Annotated in this window: 16 protein-coding genes; 6 read left to right on the top strand and 10 right to left on the bottom strand. The window is 69.7% G+C overall.

Going from position 1 to position 15989, the window contains the following annotated elements:
• Nucleotides 1-120 precede the first annotated feature (120 nt).
• Complete coding sequence (locus ACH4DZ_RS34780) at nt 121-372, bottom strand: hypothetical protein (RefSeq protein ID WP_398291995.1); 252 nt, start codon at nt 370-372, stop codon at nt 121-123.
• Between the two features lie 281 nt (nt 373-653).
• On the opposite strand from ACH4DZ_RS34780, the gene ACH4DZ_RS34785 reads away from it, so the two are divergent.
• Nucleotides 654-1982 carry an aspartate aminotransferase family protein gene (locus ACH4DZ_RS34785; RefSeq protein WP_398291997.1) on the top strand — a complete coding sequence of 443 codons (1329 nt, stop codon included), beginning with the start codon at nt 654-656 and terminating at the stop codon, nt 1980-1982.
• A gap of 65 nt (nt 1983-2047) precedes the next feature.
• Here ACH4DZ_RS34785 and ACH4DZ_RS34790 read toward each other — a convergent pair whose 3' ends face one another.
• Complete coding sequence (locus tag ACH4DZ_RS34790; RefSeq protein ID WP_398291999.1) at nt 2048-2920, bottom strand: ABC transporter permease; 873 nt, start codon at nt 2918-2920, stop codon at nt 2048-2050.
• A 145-nt stretch (nt 2921-3065) separates the two neighbouring features.
• Nucleotides 3066-3674, bottom strand: coding sequence for a TetR family transcriptional regulator (locus tag ACH4DZ_RS34795; RefSeq protein WP_398292001.1), 609 nt, complete (start codon nt 3672-3674; stop codon nt 3066-3068).
• Between the two features lie 107 nt (nt 3675-3781).
• Here ACH4DZ_RS34795 and ACH4DZ_RS34800 point away from each other — a divergent pair, with 107 nt between their 5' ends.
• From ACH4DZ_RS34800 to ACH4DZ_RS34815, 4 genes are all read left to right on the top strand, one after another.
• Nucleotides 3782-4789 (top strand): alcohol dehydrogenase catalytic domain-containing protein, encoded by a 1008-nt coding sequence (locus ACH4DZ_RS34800; protein WP_398292003.1) that lies wholly within the window; start codon nt 3782-3784, stop codon nt 4787-4789.
• A gap of 20 nt (nt 4790-4809) precedes the next feature.
• A complete protein-coding gene (locus tag ACH4DZ_RS34805; RefSeq protein WP_398292004.1) occupies nt 4810-5412 on the top strand; it encodes an NADPH-dependent F420 reductase in 603 nt (200 codons plus the stop codon).
• Nucleotides 5413-5474: 62 nt separating this feature from the next.
• A complete protein-coding gene (locus ACH4DZ_RS34810) occupies nt 5475-6560 on the top strand; it encodes an alkene reductase (RefSeq protein WP_398292006.1) in 1086 nt (361 codons plus the stop codon).
• 365 nt (nt 6561-6925) lie between these two features.
• Entirely contained in the window at nt 6926-7744 is an 819-nt protein-coding gene (locus ACH4DZ_RS34815; RefSeq protein ID WP_398292008.1) for an endo alpha-1,4 polygalactosaminidase, read from the top strand.
• Between the two features lie 84 nt (nt 7745-7828).
• Here the strand turns inward: ACH4DZ_RS34815 and ACH4DZ_RS34820 are convergent, their stop codons facing one another.
• From ACH4DZ_RS34820 to ACH4DZ_RS34845, 6 genes are all read right to left on the bottom strand, one after another.
• Nucleotides 7829-9034: an ROK family protein gene (locus tag ACH4DZ_RS34820; protein ID WP_398292010.1), complete on the bottom strand. Its 1206-nt coding sequence runs from the start codon at nt 9032-9034 to the stop codon at nt 7829-7831.
• A 13-nt stretch (nt 9035-9047) separates the two neighbouring features.
• Nucleotides 9048-10328, bottom strand: a complete 1281-nt coding sequence (locus ACH4DZ_RS34825) for a sugar ABC transporter permease (RefSeq protein ID WP_398292012.1) — start codon at nt 10326-10328, stop codon at nt 9048-9050.
• A complete protein-coding gene (locus ACH4DZ_RS34830) occupies nt 10325-11110 on the bottom strand; it encodes an ATP-binding cassette domain-containing protein (protein ID WP_398292014.1) in 786 nt (261 codons plus the stop codon). The genes ACH4DZ_RS34825 and ACH4DZ_RS34830 overlap by 4 nt, the downstream gene beginning before the upstream one ends.
• Before the next feature lie 144 nt (nt 11111-11254).
• Complete coding sequence (locus ACH4DZ_RS34835; protein WP_398292016.1) at nt 11255-12361, bottom strand: sugar ABC transporter substrate-binding protein; 1107 nt, start codon at nt 12359-12361, stop codon at nt 11255-11257.
• Between the two features lie 878 nt (nt 12362-13239).
• Nucleotides 13240-13503 (bottom strand): hypothetical protein, encoded by a 264-nt coding sequence (locus ACH4DZ_RS34840; RefSeq protein WP_398292018.1) that lies wholly within the window; start codon nt 13501-13503, stop codon nt 13240-13242.
• Between the two features lie 27 nt (nt 13504-13530).
• A complete protein-coding gene (locus ACH4DZ_RS34845; RefSeq protein ID WP_398292020.1) occupies nt 13531-14106 on the bottom strand; it encodes a hypothetical protein in 576 nt (191 codons plus the stop codon).
• 307 nt (nt 14107-14413) lie between these two features.
• On the opposite strand from ACH4DZ_RS34845, the gene ACH4DZ_RS34850 reads away from it, so the two are divergent.
• The gene (locus ACH4DZ_RS34850; RefSeq protein ID WP_398292023.1) at nt 14414-14587 is read left to right on the top strand and encodes a hypothetical protein; all 174 of its coding nucleotides are present in this window, start codon (nt 14414-14416) and stop codon (nt 14585-14587) included.
• Here ACH4DZ_RS34850 and ACH4DZ_RS34855 read toward each other — a convergent pair.
• Nucleotides 14578-15735: a hypothetical protein gene (locus ACH4DZ_RS34855; RefSeq protein ID WP_398292025.1), complete on the bottom strand. Its 1158-nt coding sequence runs from the start codon at nt 15733-15735 to the stop codon at nt 14578-14580. The genes ACH4DZ_RS34850 and ACH4DZ_RS34855 overlap by 10 nt on opposite strands.
• Between the last annotated feature and the right edge of the window lie 254 nt (nt 15736-15989).

The raw sequence follows: 15989 nt of genomic DNA on the forward strand, positions 1-15989 counted from the left end.
CCTCCCTCCCGTGTCGCTGCGGTTCTGCCGGGTCCTGCCACCACAAGGTCAGGCCGCCCGCGGCTGCCACGAGGACCAGCCATACCGCCACGGCCCACCGCCATGCCCCACGTGGACCCGTCACCGCCACAGCTTCGTCTCCTGGACCAGCGCATCCAGTCCCACGCCGAGAGTCACCTGTTCGTCGGGGCCCTCGTAGGAGCCGTACAGGATGGCCGCTGCGGAGGGGAGTTGAGCGTGCGTCGCACCGTGGGTGAAGCCCTCCTGCTCAAAGCTGTGGCCGTGTGTCGGCAGGGGATACGCGCCGTGCCGACGAGCCGCGTCCCGCCGGGGCCGCTCTGCGGGGTGGAGGGTGTGCGTGCGTTCGGGCATGATCCCACGCTACGACCTCGGCCACGTCCATGGCGACAACTGCCGTGCGCTTGGCAGTTGTTGTGGTGTTGTACGCCGTTTTCGACGGCTGAGGTATTTGGCGGCCCCTCCCCCATGTCTGAGGGGCGGAAGCGTCGGATCGTGCCGCAGGGTCGTCGAGGGCCACGCGGACGGCGGCGCGGGTGGGAGCACCACGACGGACCACGACGGCGGTTTTCCGCACAGGAAAGCCGACGTCGTGTGATGGACGCGAGCCTCGCCCCGTCCCTACCGTCGACGTCATGGCAGACGACACGACCGGCACGGACCACGACGCACAGTTCTGGCACGACGCACGGCGCCATCTGCTGCGCTACGGCGTCGCCTTCACTCCCGAGATCATCGAGCGCGCGAGCGGCAGCTTCGTGCACACCGCCGACGGCCGCCGGATCCTCGACTTCACCTCCGGCCAGATGAGCGCGATCCTGGGGCACAGTCATCCACGCATCGTGGAGTGCGTCCAGCGACAGATCGCCGGCCTCGACCACCTCTACAGCGGCATGCTCAGCCGCCCCGTCGTGGACCTCGCGCGGCGGCTGGCCGGTACGCTGCCCGACCCGCTCGACAAGGTACTGCTGCTCACCACGGGCGCGGAGTCGAACGAGGCCGCGGTACGGATGGCGAAACTCGTCACCGGCGGCCACGAGATCGTGTCGTTCGCGCGGTCCTGGCACGGCATGACCCAGGCCGCCGCGTCGGCCACGTACAGCGCGGGACGCAAAGGGTACGGACCCGGCGCGCCGGGCAACTTCGCCATCCCCGTACCCCACTCCCACCACCCCGACATCACGCACCCCGACGGGACCCTCGACTGGCAGCGCCAGCTGGACCTCGCCTTCGACCTCATCGACGCCCAGTCCACCGGCAGCCTGGCCGCGTGCCTGGTCGAGCCGATCCTCAGCTCCGGTGGGATGATCGAGCCGCCCGCCGGCTACTTCGCCGCCCTGCGTCGCAAGTGCCTGGAGCGCGGGATGCTCCTGATCCTCGACGAGGCGCAGACCGGCCTCTGCCGCACGGGCACCTGGTACGCCTTCGAACGCGACGGGGTCGTCCCCGACCTCCTCACCCTGTCCAAGACACTCGGCGCGGGGCTCCCGCTCGCCGCGGTGATCACCAGCGCGGAGATCGAGGAACGGGCCCACGAACGCGGCTTCCTGTTCTTCACCACCCACGTCTCCGACCCGCTCGTCGCGGCGGTCGGCAACACGGTCCTCGACGTCCTCGAAACCGACCGCCTCGACGAACAGGCCCACAGCCGCGGGGAGTTCCTGCGCAAGGGCCTCGACGAACTCGCCGCCCGCCACCCGGTGATCGGCGACGTACGCGGCAGGGGCCTGCTCCTCGGCGTCGAGTTCGCCACGGGCGGCACCGGCACATCGGCCGGGGACGCCCTGGGTGCCCGTGTCACCGGCCGCTGCCTCGAACTGGGCCTGCACATGAACATCGTGCAGCTGCCGGGCATGGGTGGCACCCTGCGCATCGCCCCGCCCCTGACCGCCACCGAGGAGGAACTGACCCTCGGCCTGGAGATCCTGGACCAGGCCATCACGGAGGAGGCCCGCACGGCATGACCCGCCGCGGCGCCCCCGCCGGCTCCCCTGACCACGGAGTGCGGTTGGCGGAGAAGCGGCCCCGTTCACACGTCCCGGCGTCGTACCACGAGCACCGCGATGACCACCGCGGCGGTGGCCCACGCGCCGTACACGGTCCACGCCTCGCCGACCGTCAGTGGATACTTGCCCAGGTCGTATGCCTTCTCAGGGTTCGTCACCAGCCGCTCCCACGCGCTGAGCGGCATGGCGTTGCCGATCTCCTTGACCCAGCGGAAGCGCTCGCCCTGGAAGAGCACCGGTAGCAGCAACAGCAGGGCGATGACCGTGACGACGGAGCCCGCGGCGTGCCGGACGGCCGCCCCCACCGCCATACCGACCAGCGCGCACAGCGGTGCGAGCAGAGCGGCTGCGGCCACGGCGCGCAGTGCGCCCGGGTCGCCCAACGACAGGCCGCCATCATCACGCAGCAGCATCTGGGTGACGCCGAAGGAAGTGCCGGAGACCAGCACGCCGACCGCCGACACCACGGTCACCTTGGCGGCGATCACCGCCTGCCGGTCGGGGACGGCGGCGAAGGTCGTACGGATCAGCCCACTGGAGTACTCGCCGAAGACCGCGATCGCCCCCACCGTGGCAGCGATGATCATGAACAGTTGCCAGGCGGGATCGACGAACGCTGTGGTGAGCGGATCGAACAGGAACTCGGAGCGGTCCGGAAACTCCGGCCTCTCCGGCGGCCGCAGGGCCTGACGCGCCAGCCGGTCCGCGTTGGACACGGCGGAGTTCACATTGATGCCGATCACGGTCAGCGCACCGACACCGAGCACCCAGTAAGTGGACCGCAGCGCCCAGAGTTTGATCCACTCGGCGGCGAGGAGATGACGGAACCGGGCGGGTACCCGGACCTGGAGACGGGCGGGGGGACGGGCGGCGGTCTCGTCGAGTACGGGGGTCATCGGGCAGCTGCAGCGGTGAATTCGACGCTCTCTGCGGTGAGTTCCATGAACGATTCCTCCAAGGAGACCGAGTGCGGGCTGAGCTCGCGGCCCTCGGCATCGACCTCGAAATCGCCCAACGCGTCTGAGTCGCGTCTGAGTCGCGTCAGTCGAGGGCGCGGCTGCGGCCGGTCTGCAGGATCTCGTTGGAGAGCTCGGGCTCGACGTGGCGTACGGCCCGGGCGAGCATCATCGCGCCGACCATCTCGCTGAGCAGGCGCACGGCCTGACGGCGGGCCTCGCCCGGGTCGAGCTCGTGCCCCTTCTCCTCGGCTTCGCGCAGGAACTCGGCGGCGAAGCCGGTGAGATAACCCTCGACCCCTTCGGCGTACGCGCTCTGCACGGCTCCACTGTGCCGTCCGGCGTCGGTGACCAGGGAGGCGGAAGGGCAGCCGCCGTCCGGGGCGTCACGGTGCGCGGTGGACAGGTACCCGGCCACGACCCGCTCCAGCGGAGAACCGCCCTGGTCCGGCCCGTCCTCGACCGTCCGGGCCAGAGTCCCGAGCGAGGCGGCGAAGGAGGCCCCGCACACCTCCACGACCAGGTCGTTCTTGGAGGCGAAGTGGTTGTAGAAGCCGCCGTGGGTGAGTCCGGCTTCCTTCATCAGCTCGGCGATGCCGACCGCGTCGACGCCTTGCGAGCGAAACATGCGGCCCGCCGCTTCGAGGATGTTCTGCCGGTTGCGGGCCTTGTCCTCCTTGGTGATCCGCGGCATTGCCGTCCTCCCACGTCGCTCGCGACTTGACCTTTTCGATGATGCCTCTCATCATAGCAAGAGTTACGATGATGCCCATCATTATTAATCCATGCAACGGGAGTGTCATGCGCGCCATCACCCACGACCAGCACGGAGAAGCCAGGCAGGTCCTGCGCCTGAGCGAGCAGCCGCCTCCCACCGTGCCCGCAGCCGGCCAGGTGCAGGTGCGTGTTCTGTCCCGGCCCATGCACCCCGGCGACCTGGCGGGAGTGCGGGGCTTTCCGGGTGCGCCGCAAGGGCGGTTCGCCACGCCACGGATTCCCGGTTTGGAGGGAATGGGCGTCGTCGAGACCGTCGGCGAGGGCGTACAGGATCTGCGGCCAGGTCAACGGGTCGCGTTCTTCCCGGTGCCGGGCGCGTGGAGCGAACTCCTCACGGCGCCGGCCGATCTGGTGGTGCGGGTACCCGAGGGCCTCAGCGACGAGACCGCGGCACTGATGCTGGTCAACCCGCTCACCCTGCTCACTCTGCTGAGGGCGGTCGAGGACGCCCAGCACGGCCAGACAGGTCCGGTGGTGCAGACGGCCGCCGGTTCGTCGCTGGGAAAACTGGTCAGCGCCGCAGCGCTCAGGCACGACATCCCACTGGTCAACCTGGTACGCAGCGCCACGGGCGCACAGACCTTGCGGCAGCGCTTCCCCACACTGCCGACCATCTCGACGGCCGACGCGGACTGGCCCGCCCAGGTCCGGGACGCGACCGGCGGCCGGGGTGCCCAGGTCGTACTGGACGCGGTGGGCGGATCCCTGACCGGTGAGCTGGCCGGGCTGCTCGACGACGACGGCACGCTGATCACGTACGGACAGCTCGGTTCCGGCAGCACGCCGCTGGAGTCGCTCGGGCTGACACCGCGGGCCCTGACCGTGCGGGGCGTGTCCATCGGCCGGTGGATGACCCGCACGCCTGAGGAACGGGCCGAGGACGTCGCCTTCGCCGCCGGTCTGGCCGCGACCGCCCCGGAACTCTTCGAGGTCGCAGCCGGCTACGACCTCGCCGACTTCGCGAAGGCCGTCGACCATGTCCACCGCCCCGGCAGGAGCGGAACCGTCCTGCTCACCAGCCCCGCGTCCTGAACCCCGCGAAGGGTACTGCCATGCAGATCGGAACCCTCGGCTCCGGAACCGTCGCCCAGGCCATCGCCCGTCATGCCGTGGCCCACGGCCACCAGGTCGTCCTGAGCAACAGCCGCGGCCCCGCCTCCCTGGCCGGGCTCGCCGACGAACTCGGACCGCTCGCCCACGCCGGCACCCCGGAGGAAGCCGCCGCGGCGGAACTCGTACTCCTCGCGGTCGGCTGGCCGCAGATCCCGGACGCGACAGCCGGCCTGCCGCACTTCGGCGGACGCGTCGTCATCGACGCCACCAACCAGTTCGTCTCCCCGCCCCCGCACCCGAAGATCGCCGACCTGGGCGAGCTGACCGGCAGCGAGTACGTCGCCTCACTGTTGCCCGGAGCCCGTGTCGTCAAGGCGTTCAACACCCTCTACGGCCAGTACATCGCGGCCGATCCGCGCCATCGGGCCGGACGGCAGGTGCTGTTCCTCGCCGGTGACGACGCCGATGCCAAGACGACCGTCAAGGACCTCACCGCCGCCTTCGGGTTCGCCCCCGTCGATCTCGGCTCCTTGCGCGAGGGCGGACGCCTCATGCAACTCGGCGGCCCACTCTCCGCCCTGCACGCCCTCAAACAGGACTGAGCCGGACCCTCGCCCGGTCCTCACCCTCTCCTCATCCACCCCCCGGCACAAGGAAGTTGCTCATGACCCCCCAGCCCCTGCTGCAGCCCGTCCGCCTCGGCGCGTTGGAGCTCCGCAACAGCGTCGTCATGGCCCCCATGACCCGCGCCCGCGCTCACAACGCCGAGCTGGCCCCCACCGACCTGCACGCGACCTACTACGCGCAGCGCGCCGGCGCCGGACTGATCGTCACCGAGGGAACCTGGGTCAGCCCCGACGCGATCGGCTTCATCAACGTCCCCGGCATCTACACCGACACGCAGACCGCCGGCTGGGCGAAGGTCACCGGAGCCGTCCACGAGGCGGGCGGGCGGATCATCTCCCAGCTCGGCCACGCCGGAGCGGCCTCCCACCCCGACCACCTCGGCGGCCGCCTGCCCGCCGGGCCCTCGGCCGTCAACCCCGGCGAGAAGTCCTTCACCCCCTCCGGCCCGAAGGACACCCTCACCCCGCGCGCCTACACCGCCGCCGAGATCGCCGACACCATCGCCGACTACCGCCGTGCGGCCGAGAACGCCCGCCGCGCCGGTTTCGACGGCGTGGAACTCCACGCCCAGGTGTCCCACCTGATCCCGCAGTTCCTCAACCCCCGTCTCAACCAGCGCACCGACGCCTACGGAGGCAGCAGCGAGAAGCGGGCCCGGTTCCTCCTCGACATCCTCGACGCCGTCAGTGACGTGTGGGGCGGCGACCGTATCGGCGTGAAGATGTCCCCGGGCTGGACCAGCGGAACGGCGTTCACCGCGGACGAGGAGACACTCGCCGACTACGACCAGCTGCTCAAGAAGCTCAACGACAGCGACCTGGCCTATCTGCACCTCCTGGGCGCCCCCGGCACCATCGAGGAGCGCATCGCCCTCTTCTCCCGCTACCGCGCCCATTACCAGGGCAACATCGTCGCCAACCTCGGCTTCACCCAGACCCTCGGCAACGAGATCCTCGACCACGGCATCGTCGACGCGGTCTCCTTCGGCGCCCCCTTCATCGCCAACCCCGACCTGGTCGAGCGCTTCGCGCAGGACCGTCCGCTGGCCGACAGCGACCAGGACACCCACTACGCCGGCCACGCCGAGGGCTACACCGACTACCCGGCCCTCACCGCCGACTGAGCAAGTGATTTAATGCTGGGTTTTCACCAAGTCATCCGCTTTCACTGGCCAGTTGGCGCCTGAATCTTGGGCTTTCATGCTCCGCAGGCGCGCCGTCAAAGTGCCTCAACTGGTGGAGAAAGCGGACTACTTGGTGCCAAAGACGAGTTTGGTGTTGAACGTTCCGCAACCGGATCCGGCCGGTTGACATGACGTGAGCCGCTCGGTTTACTCCCTGCAGCGCCAACATCAAGACCCCTGGCGCCAGAGGTACGCCCAGCCGGTAGTGCGGTTCTCTCCACCGCAAGTCCGGACACAGTCGCCAGGACGGACGCATCGAAGCGCAGTCCGAGGCGGGGACGTACCCCCACCTTCTGGAGCTCCACATGCCCCACACCCATCGCGTGCGATCCCGCAAGCCCGCCGTCGTGGCAGCGTCCCTGACGTGTGCCGTCGTCGGCACACTGCTCGTCTCCGCAAGTGCGAACGCTGCCGCCCCGGCGGTGGAACTGCCGCCGGTCAACGAGCCCTTCGACTACCAGATCGGCCAGGCCTACACCCCGGCTGCCGACGTGAAGGTCGTCTCCCGCGACCACACCGCCTCCCCGGCCGCCGGCCTGTACAACATCTGTTACGTCAACGCCTTCCAGGCCCAGCCGGGAGCCGAGGAGGAGTGGGGCGACCTGCTGCTGACGGACGCCGACGGAGAGGTCGTCTACGACCCGGACTGGGACGAGGCCTTCCTCGACATCCGCACCGCCGCCAAGCGCCAGCGGGTCGCCGCGAAGGTCAACTCCTGGATCGACGCCTGCGCCGACAAGGGTTTCGACGCCGTCGAGCCCGACAACCTCGACTCCTTCACCCGAACCGACCTGATCAGCCAGGACAACGCCAAGGCGTTCGTCAGGCTGCTCGCGGACCACGCCCACGACAAGGGCCTGGCCATCGCACAGAAGAACACGCCTGAGCTCTCCACCGAGCGCTCCGAGACCGGCCTGGACTTCGCCGTGGCCGAGGAGTGCGGCGAGTGGAAGGAATGCGGCGACTACACCGAGGGCTTCAACGACCACGTCATCGTGATCGAGTACCAGCAGAAGTACTTCGACGAGACATGCGCCCAGTGGGGCGGCCGCCTCAGCGTCGTCCTGCGTGATGTGTTCGTCACCGCCCCCGGCGGCGGCGACTACGTCCGCAAGGCCTGCTGAGCCGCTGACACGACCGGACGGGCCGGCTCCATCCGTGAGCCGGCCCGTCCTCTGTCCGATTCGGCGCCACGCCCCGGTTCGGCACTACGCTCCGGCGCGAGCCAGCGTCTCCAGGGGGCCGACCAGGATCTCGGAGAAGGCGAGTTCGGCGGCTCCGATGAGCACCGCGTCGTCGCCGAGTTCCCCCACTCGCAGTCGCAGGTTCTCGCGGGAGGCTCTGAGGGCGATGCGGTTGATACGGCTGCGGATCTGGGCGGCCGAGCCGAGGAACACCTCGCGGAGCGTCCCGCCGAAGACGACCGTGCGCGGGTTGAGCACATTGACCAGGTTGGCGACACCGATGCCGAGCCAGTCGCCGACGTCGTGCAGGGCGGCGCGGGCCGTGATGTCGCCCCGGTCCGCCGCTTCGACGACAGCGTGTACGGCTTCCCGGCCGGTGGCCGACGGGTCGCGCTGTGCGGCCTCCAGCAGGGCACGCTCCCCCGCCTCGGCTTCGAGGCAGCCGCGCGCTCCGCAGCCGCACGGCCTGCCATTCCGGGGGTTGACGACCATGTGCCCGATCTCGCCGCCGTATCCCTGGTCGCCGGCCAGCAACTGGCCGCCGGTGATGACACCGCCGCCGATACCGATGTCGCCGTGCAGGTACACGAGGTCCTGGCAGCCGGTTCCGGCTCCGCGCAGGTGCTCCGCGAGCGCGCCGAGACTGGCCTCGTTGCCCACCGAGACGGGCAGGCCGAGGTCCAGCAGACGCATGAGGTCCTCGCCGAACTCCTCGTCCTCCCAGCCGAGGTGGGGGGCGGCTCGGACGAGGCCATCGGGTCGGCGGACCATCCCGCGGACGGCGGCGGCCACCCCGACGCAGTAGGTGCCGTGCCCGGCCGCGCCCAGCATGTCCAGCGCGGAGCCGGCGAGGACCTCGGCCACCTTGCCGGCGTGACGACGGCCGGGAAGCACCGAGATCTCCCTGCGGTCGAGGAAGACCCCGCCCAGGCCGATGCGGGCGGCGGCCAGCCGGTCCACCCCCACGTCGAAGGCGAGGACGTACACGCGGTCCGACTCGGGCCGTACCACCAGGGAGGGCCGGCCCGCCCTGCCGGTCTCCCGGGGCAGTTCCTCGCGGACCAGGCCGGCCGAGCCCAGTTCGCTCACCAGACCCAGGATGGTGCTGCGGTTGAGCCCCATGCGCTCGGCCAGGACGGCACGCGACATGGATCCGCCGATGTGCACATGACGGAGTAGGGTGCCGAGGTTGTGCCGGCGGATCTCCTCCTGCGAGGGACCGGCTTTCATGGCACCCCAGACATCATCGACGTACGGCCCGGCGACGGGACAGCGCATCCACGCCTGCGGCCACCAGCAGGACCGAACCCGTGACAGCGTACTTGACCCCTGAGCTGTACCCCATCAGGCCCATGCCGTTCTGGATGACCGCGACCACCATGCCGCCGAGCACGGCGTCGACGACCCTGCCCCGCCCGCCGAACAGGCTCGTCCCGCCGATCACGGCGGCGCCGACCGCCAGCAGCAGCACGTTGCTGCCACCGGTGTTGGGGTCCACCGAGTTGCCCCGGGACGCGGCGATGATGCCGCCGACCGCGGCCAGGGCGGAGCAGATGACGAAAGCGGAGATCCGGATGACCGCCACGTTGATGCCGGCCCGGCGGGCCGCCTCGGCGTTGCCGCCCACCGCGTAGATGTGCAGACCGAAGGAGGTGCGCTGGAGGAGGAACGTACCGGCGACGAGCAGGACGGCGATGACCGGCACCACGATCGGTACACCCTTGAGCGAGTCGACGATGACGTTGCGGCTGCGCTCCTGGTTGAGCAGGTGGACGGCGATCGCGCCGAGCACCGCCAGGCCGCCGATCCTGACCGCGAGCAGGGCGGGTGGAGCGGGGGCGAGCCCGCGCCGCCGGCGGTTGCGGCTCTGCCGGAACTGGATGGCCGCGTACGCCCCGACACTGACGGCGAGCAGGACCCAACCCAGCGCCGGGGAGAGGTTGTTGTTGGCGACGGCCAGGATCGTCTCGTCCCGGATCGAGATGTTGGTGCCTTCCTTCAGGAGCATCAGCACGATGCCCTGGAACCCCAGGAAGGCGGCCAGCGTGACCACGAACGAGGGGATGCCGACCTTCGCCACCAGCAGGCCGAGCAGCAGACCGATGGCCGTGCCGGTGAGGATCGCCGCGCCGGCCGCGCCGTACCAGGGCCATCCGTGGTCGGTGAGCAGGATGGCGAGGACGGCGGCGCAGACCCCGCTGGCGTACCCCGCGGACAGGTCGATCTCGCCGAGGAGGAGGACGAAGACCAGTCCCATGGCGATGGCGATGCTGCCCGCGCCCTGGGTGAGCAGGTTGGCGAAGTTCAGCTCGGACAGGAAGACCGGGCGCAGGGCGGCGAAGAACCCGCACAGGACGATCAGACCGAGGACGGCGGGCAGGGCGCCCAACTCGCCGCCCCGTACCCGGTCGACGTAGTTCCTGGCGACCGAGCGCAGACTCGCGGCTGTGGCCGCTCCGTTCTTCTTCGGCGCACCGGGGCCGCGCGGCAGTTCCGGCTTCTCGGGGGCGACTGCGGCGGTCATGCGGTGACTCCGTTGCTCTGGGCGAGGCCGAGGTCCCCGCTGCGGCCCGAGGTGATGAGTTCGACGACCTGGGAGTGCGTCACGTCCGAGGTGCTGACCTGGGCGGCCATCCGGCCCAGGTAGAGGGCGGCGATCCGGTCGGACACCGCGAAGACGTCGTTCATGTTGTGCGAGATCAGGACCACGGCGAGACCGTTGTCGGCCAGCCGCCGGACCAGTTCGAGGACCTGTGCCGTCTGGGCGACACCGAGCGCGGCGGTCGGCTCGTCCAGGACGACGACCTTGCTGTTCCACAGCACGGCCTTGGCGATGGCCACGGTCTGCCGCTGGCCGCCGGAGAGACTGGAGACCTGCTGGCGGATGGACCTGACGGTGCGCACCGACAGTGCTTCGAGGGTCTGGGCGGCCATCTCCTCCATCGTCGTGTCGTCCAGGACGAGCCCCCGGCGCTTCTCGCGGCCGAGGAACATGTTCTGCACGATGTCGAGGTTGTCGCAGAGCGCCAGGTCCTGGTACACGATCTCGACGCCCAGGGCCGCCGCCTCACGCGGGCTGTGCACCTGGACCTGCTCACCTTCGAACCAGTACTCGCCACCGTCCATCGGATGGATTCCGCCGATGCACTTGACCAGCGTGGACTTGCCCGCACCGTTGTCTCCGACGAGGGCGGTCACCTCCCCCGGAAGGACGTCGAGGGACACGTCGTGCAGTACCCGCACGGCGCCGAAGCTCTTGTCGATCCCGCACAGTCGAAGGATCGGGGTCGTCGGGGTCGCTGTCATGGAAGACGGCTCCTTGGGGTCGTCGTGAGGCCGCGGATCCCAGGGCGGTGGGAGCCCCCCGGGGCCCGGGACCCGGTCGGTCCGGTCGGCTTGGCCGGCCGAGCCGACCGGACCAGGGGTAACGGTCCGGTCGGCCCTTCTGGGCTACTTGATGCCGGCCTGGGCGCACCGGGCGGCGTACTTGCCCTTGCACAGCTCTTCCTCGGTGACGAAACCGTCGTCCACGACGTCCTTGACGTTGTCCTTGTAGATGGCTACCGGCGTCTCCAGCACGGACGGGACTTCGCGCTTGCCCTCGGGGTCCTCGACGGTCGCGTTCGTCTCGCCCTTCTTGCCCTTGGCGAGGGAGACGGCGAGAGCGGCCGTGGCGTCGGCCTCCTTCTTGACCGCCTTGTAGACGGTCATGCACTGGTCGCCCGCGAGGATGTTCTGCAGGCCCTGCACGGTGGCGTCCTGGCCCGTCACCGGGACCTCGCCGTTGCGGTTCTGCTTGCGCAGGACGGCGATGGCCGCGTTGCCGAGACCGTCGTTGGCGGCGAGCACACCGCCGATCTTGGGCTGGCTGGTGAGCATCTGCTCGAAGATGGTGCCGGCCTGGGCGTTGTCCCAGTCCGGGACGGACTGGTCCGGGCCCTTCACGTAGTCGCCCGACTTGTACTTCGGGCCGAGGACGCCGTTGTAGCCGTCGGCGAAGAGCGTGGCGTTGTTGTCCGTCGGGGAGCCGTTGAGGGTGGCGATGACGGGCTTCTCGGCCTTCTTGTCGCTCAGGCACTTGCTGAGGCCCTCGCCCTGCAGCTTGCCGACCGCGGTGTTGTCGAAGCTCACGTAGTACTGGGCGGAGCCGCCGAGGGTGAGCCGGTCGTAGTCGATCGTGGCGACGCCCTGCCCCTTGGCCTTGTCGAGCACCGCCTTGCCCGTGCCGCTGTCCAGGTTCACGATCACCAGGACGTTCACACCACTGGTGATCATCTGGTCCGCGATGGTCTGGAACTCCTGTTTGTCGCCCTGCGCGTTCTGGATGTCGAACTCGACGCCCGCCGCTTCGAACGCCTCGGAGAGGTACTTGCGGTCCGCGGTCTCCCAACGGGCCGAGGACTTGCTGTCCGGGAGGATCACCCCGATCTTCGGCTTGGAGCCGGAGCCGGAGCCCGAGCCGGAGTCACCGTCACTCGACGAGGAGTCGCCGCAGGCAGTGAGCGAGCCGGCCAGCGCCACCGAGGCGGTGGCGAGGAGGAGGAATCCCTTGCGCATGGGCAGGGTCCTTTCTGGTGTCACGACCGGACAACCGCACGACCGGACGTACGAGGGTGGTGAGGAGGAAGCCGAGAAGCGCGCTCTCGGGGGAATTGCCGGGTGTCGGATGATCCGCCCGAACTGAATGTTGTGAGCGGGAACTTACGACGGTCCGGACCCCGTGCCCAGAGCGTGGGAGGCGCTATTTGTCATCCGCCATAACAATTAGGTGACGCTGCCTCGACGCGGGGACGTGACGGCGTCGCCGTGGGCGTCGGTCTCAACCTGGAAGCGCACGCCGTAGTTCGCCTCGTGCTTCCCGGCACGACAGCGTCCTGCGGCGCCTGGCGCCACGCGCCTGCCGTCGCCTGATTGGCCGGATCGGCCCGAGTGGGCCGCCGATCGGTGCCCGTCATCCGTGTGATGACGTGTGGTTACGGTCCCGGGATGACGCGCGCTCGTGGGGACGTGGACTCCTGGCCGGTCTGTCGGGCCGGTTCTTCGGGCCATCACCCCGACACCCTCCGGGAGGCCCTGATGAGCGTGTACGTACGGCTCGGCCGGACGTTCTCCGCCTGGATGGCGACCGGCCACCCCCGCTTTTCCCCGAGGGCCAGGCCATCCGTCACGCGGACCATACGCGGGGGATCCACCGGCAGCCGGCAGTCCGCGACCCCGCCGCCGGCCTCGCTCGCAGCGGCTGAGTCACGACCCGGACGTCTGGACATGCCGGGCGGCGGTCCGCGACCCGCGCCTGCCGCTTCCCCGGCTCCTCGCGGACCTCGCCCTGCCCGAGCCGGCCTCCGGCGCGGGCGCCGACCCGGCACATCCGCTGGATCGGCAGGCCTCTTCAACTTGCCATCTGAATCCGGCAGACCTGCTCGTCACAGCAAGCATCAGTCGTCGAGCTCAAGGCCTGTCGTCTCGGCACGGGCAACGATCTCTCGAACCGCGCCGGCGCTTGAGGTCACGGGTTCAAGCGCGGCCTTGAGGTGCGTGAGGTCACTCAAGCTCCCGAGCGCACAGAACATGCCGCCCTCGCTGTCGAATTCGAGGCGCTCGGCAAGATCCGGCCGTGCGCAGGCCTCCCAGCCCGTCAACCTGCCTGGTGGGCGCCCCGCCCGGCGAACCCTTCCGGTGACAGCGGCGGACCTGCTCAAAGAGCAGATGGGAAGCGGGTGAAGGCATTAGTTCATTGGGTGTATGCGCAGTTCACCGAGGAAGGAGCGTACTTCTGTAGCGGTTTGCCTGGGGGTGGGTCTCGGGCCGGAGGTGACGACCGGCTGGGCGGTGACGAGGGCCGTGCCGTTGCCCCAGACGCAGCGGGAGCTGGTGGTGTCGGCGACCTCGTACTGCACGCAGAGCAGTTTGCCTTCGATGGGACCGGGATCGTAGGTCTTCGCCTCGCCTGAATCAACGGAGGTGCCGAGGATCACCGAGACGAAGTCGTCGCCCTCGCCCGGGTCCGACACGTCGGCGACCGGGTCGAGGTCCAGAGTGATGATGAAGGACTTCCTGTCGTCCGCGCGCACATAGGTGGCGTGTGCAGTCTCCGACGTCGGGTCGAGGTTCTCACCGACCCCCGTCTTGTCCCAGAGGGATTCACCGGGGCCTGCGAGCCGGTAGTCGCCGAACGCGGCCGGCATCTCGGCCGTGTACCGCACCGGCGGCTTCTCTTCGCCTCCGGTAGCGATCCAGACCCCGATGGACACCGTGGCGAGCAGAGCGACCCCGACAGCTCCCCCGATCCTTCTGCGCCGCACACGACGGTGTTCATTTCTTGCCCTGACAGCCGCCCAGTCGATGGCCGGCAATGGCCGTTCACCGGATCCTGTTGACGTGCTCGCCTGCGACATCCCCTCGGCGGGTGCCAGTTCGTTCGACATGGTGCGGCTTTCCCTCGGTGTGCAGCGGTGGTTGAGCGGGGCGTTCGGGGCGCTGTGCCTGTCGCTGCCAAGGCAACAGGAGACCGCCCTCACTCCGCAACGCTTCGCCGACTGTCCGGGGTCGCGAGCACATGCCTGGAGCGGACCTGCTCCGAATGCTGCATGCCTCGGCCTCGCGGGGGCGATGGCCAGCCGGACCGGCGCCCGCCCAGCCACCAGAACCCGCTGCCTGGCCTGTGTCGCCACGCCCAGGCTGCTCACCGCCAGCCTGCCGAAGCTCCCCAGCTGCGACGCCCGCACGAACGCCTGCGCCCACCGCCGCGCCGCCGTATGCGTCGCGGACTACACCTACGTGTAGCCGCCCCGGCGGGGCATGTAGTGCTCGTCCCGCAACTGGTCCTCCGTCGTGACGCGCAACCCCTTGCCCGCGTGCAACAGCTTCGACGACTCCGTGCCGGAGACGGTTGCGGTCTCCTCGTCGTCGAAGGCGGCGACATTGATGCCGTGTTTGTTGTGCTGGGCGTGGATCAGCTCGTGACCGTAGAGCAGGAAGAAGGGGGAGACGGCCTCACCCGGCTTGGCGCCCTCGCTGTCCTTGAAGTCGTGCGGCGCGGTCACCGTGGTGCTGGAACCGGCGCTCGGCCGGTCGACCGAGGCGGCGCGTGCGTCGGGCATCGAGTTGGAGTCCGCCTGCGCCGCGAGGTCGGTCTTCCCTATGGCGTCGACGACCTCGGGGTGGTAGGGAACGGCGCTCACCATCGGCGAGTGGGCGTTCGACGGTGAGGTCAGATCACTCACCAGGGCGCGGCCACGCTGCCGGGAGAGCAGCCGGGCGTGCGCGGACAGCATCTGGTTGCCGTACCCGGGCAGCGCGGCGGGATCCCGGTCGTCGCCCACCGGGCGGGGCTTGTCCGACGTAGCGATGCCCTGCCCGCGCACGACGCGTGACCAGGTCTGGGACAGCTCGCCCTGGGCCTCGGTGTCGTCGGCGTCGATGTCCATCCCGACGGGCCGCGTGCCGCTGTTGTTCCGCAGGATCTCGACGTAGGAGACGTGCCGCTTCTGGACTGCGTCGAGGAGTTCCTTCAAGCCGGTGTTCTTCGGGTTGTCGTCCTTGCCCCCGGGATCGTCGCGGAACTGCCGGTAGACCATGTGCTCGGCGCCGTCGAGCGTCTGGCCGATCCTGTCGAGGTGCGCCTGCCGGACCGCAGCCGACTTGAAGCGCCAGGCGAAGCCCTTGGCCTCGCCCATGAGTTTGTCGGCCGCGCCGATCATCTCCGTCACGAAGTCGTGGATGTGCTTCACCTCTTCGGCCGGCTCGGTGGTCGTGACCGTACGCTGCACCGGCGTGAGCGTCCGGGCGACGGCGTCGTTGCCCGCCGTCCGTTGCAGGGCGAGCACTCCCTGGGGGCTCCGGTCCCGCGGCGACAGGTGGTTCGCCTTCGGTACCGGCCGCTGCCCCGGGCCGGCCTTTGTGGCCTGCTCGGACTGCTTCTGCACACGCATGTCGCTCCCATCACGATGACGGATCTTCAAGCCGAGATTCGTAGATCATCATGGGGCGTCCGGTGGTCGGAAGGGCCACAGGGGCACACCCGGGGGCAACGGGCACTCGGTTCGCCCGCAGGCCGTCCGACCCCGTCGACGTGGTAGTGCCGGTGCGATCCGGCAGAAGAGGGCTGCCCATCCGAGGCTCGACCGCGCCCGACGCGAGGGAGGCGATCAGCGCGGTCCGCCGGGTCCGCGAGGCGCGCAGGGTA

The sequence above is a fragment of the Streptomyces sp. NPDC017991 genome (genome assembly GCF_044328075.1).
Lineage (GTDB): Bacteria > Actinomycetota > Actinomycetes > Streptomycetales > Streptomycetaceae > Streptomyces.

Bases quoted from the DNA above. Each gene is read 5' to 3' on its own strand.
- ACH4DZ_RS34780 (WP_398291995.1), bottom strand. From the start codon at position 372: ATGCCCGAACGCACGCACACCCTCCACCCCGCAGAGCGGCCCCGGCGG.
- ACH4DZ_RS34785 (WP_398291997.1), top strand. From the start codon at position 654: ATGGCAGACGACACGACCGGCACGGACCACGACGCACAGTTCTGGCAC.
- ACH4DZ_RS34790 (WP_398291999.1), bottom strand. From the start codon at position 2,920: ATGACCCCCGTACTCGACGAGACCGCCGCCCGTCCCCCCGCCCGTCTC.
- ACH4DZ_RS34795 (WP_398292001.1), bottom strand. From the start codon at position 3,674: ATGCCGCGGATCACCAAGGAGGACAAGGCCCGCAACCGGCAGAACATC.
- ACH4DZ_RS34800 (WP_398292003.1), top strand. From the start codon at position 3,782: ATGCGCGCCATCACCCACGACCAGCACGGAGAAGCCAGGCAGGTCCTG.
- ACH4DZ_RS34805 (WP_398292004.1), top strand. From the start codon at position 4,810: ATGCAGATCGGAACCCTCGGCTCCGGAACCGTCGCCCAGGCCATCGCC.
- ACH4DZ_RS34810 (WP_398292006.1), top strand. From the start codon at position 5,475: ATGACCCCCCAGCCCCTGCTGCAGCCCGTCCGCCTCGGCGCGTTGGAG.
- ACH4DZ_RS34815 (WP_398292008.1), top strand. From the start codon at position 6,926: ATGCCCCACACCCATCGCGTGCGATCCCGCAAGCCCGCCGTCGTGGCA.
- ACH4DZ_RS34820 (WP_398292010.1), bottom strand. From the start codon at position 9,034: ATGAAAGCCGGTCCCTCGCAGGAGGAGATCCGCCGGCACAACCTCGGC.
- ACH4DZ_RS34825 (WP_398292012.1), bottom strand. From the start codon at position 10,328: ATGACCGCCGCAGTCGCCCCCGAGAAGCCGGAACTGCCGCGCGGCCCC.
- ACH4DZ_RS34830 (WP_398292014.1), bottom strand. From the start codon at position 11,110: ATGACAGCGACCCCGACGACCCCGATCCTTCGACTGTGCGGGATCGAC.
- ACH4DZ_RS34835 (WP_398292016.1), bottom strand. From the start codon at position 12,361: ATGCGCAAGGGATTCCTCCTCCTCGCCACCGCCTCGGTGGCGCTGGCC.
- ACH4DZ_RS34850 (WP_398292023.1), top strand. From the start codon at position 14,414: ATGGCCAGCCGGACCGGCGCCCGCCCAGCCACCAGAACCCGCTGCCTG.
- ACH4DZ_RS34855 (WP_398292025.1), bottom strand. From the start codon at position 15,735: ATGCGTGTGCAGAAGCAGTCCGAGCAGGCCACAAAGGCCGGCCCGGGG.